Annotated in this window: 1 protein-coding gene; it reads left to right on the top strand. The window is 38.4% G+C overall.

Annotated elements, in window-relative coordinates; translation table 11 throughout:
- The coding region (locus CZ487_RS00010; protein WP_077210322.1) for a DDE-type integrase/transposase/recombinase at window positions 1-1,101 on the top strand (1,101 nt) is incomplete at both ends.

Raw genomic sequence — 1,101 nt, forward strand, 5'->3', positions numbered from 1 at the left:
CAAAAATTTCAGTCCCTAAATCTATGAACTGTCCAAAGTGTGGTGCTCCATCAGATTACCTTTATGCCAATAATGGAGATAAAGGACAGTATCTATGCAAAGTCTGTTCCTGTCTTTTCAATGATAAAAGCCGTTATTCCAAAGAGGCCATTTTGAAGTGCCCTCATTGTTCGAAGACTCTAGAAAAAATCAAGGAACGTAAAGACTTTGATGTGTACAAATGTAAAAACAATGATTGTTCTTACTATCAAAAGAAAATAAACGCAATGTCTTCAAAAGAGAAGAAAAGGTTTAGAAAGGACCCTCAGGCATTTAAACTGAGATACATTTTTCGTCAGTTTCATATTGAATTTCAACCTTTATCCAAAGATTCACCAGAGTTGCCGAGAGTGGATTTATCTAGGATTTATGCATCCCCACATACCTTAGGACTTATATTGACCTATCATGTAAACTATGGCCTTTCGGCCCGTAAAACAGCCGCGATTATGCAGGATGTTCACGGAGTTATGATTTCTCATCAGACGATATTGAACTACGAAAATAGTGTTGCGCTCTTGCTTAAGCCTTACGTCGATCACTATCCGTATGATCTTTCAGATCAATTTTGTGGTGATGAAACTTATATTCGAGTGAATGGACGCTGGCATTATTTGTTTTTCTTTTTTGACGCAGTGAAAAAGATCATCCTATCTTACCCGGTGTCTGCCAATCGAGATACAGCGTCAGCCATTCGTGCGATAGATGAAGTGTTAGTAAAGATGAAAGAGATTCCAAAAGACCTTACTTTTGTAGTGGATGGAAACCCAATCTATCTTTTAGCACAACACTTTTTCGCTCAGCATGATATTTCTTTTGATGTGAAGCAAGTGATTGGGCTTACAAATGAAGACCCAGTCTCAACGGAATACAGACCTTTAAAACAGATTATAGAGAGGCTCAATCGAACATTTAAAGGCAACTATCGCTCGACTCATGGATTTGGTTCGGAAAAAGGATCTGTATCCTTTGTCACTTTGTTTGTGGCCTATTTTAATTTTCTACGGCCTCATGCATCCTTAGAAGGAAAAGTGCCTGTGGTAAACCCTCAATTACAAGGGC

The organism is Robertmurraya dakarensis (assembly GCF_900156875.1).
Taxonomy (GTDB): Bacteria; Bacillota; Bacilli; order Bacillales; family Cytobacillaceae; genus Robertmurraya; species Robertmurraya dakarensis.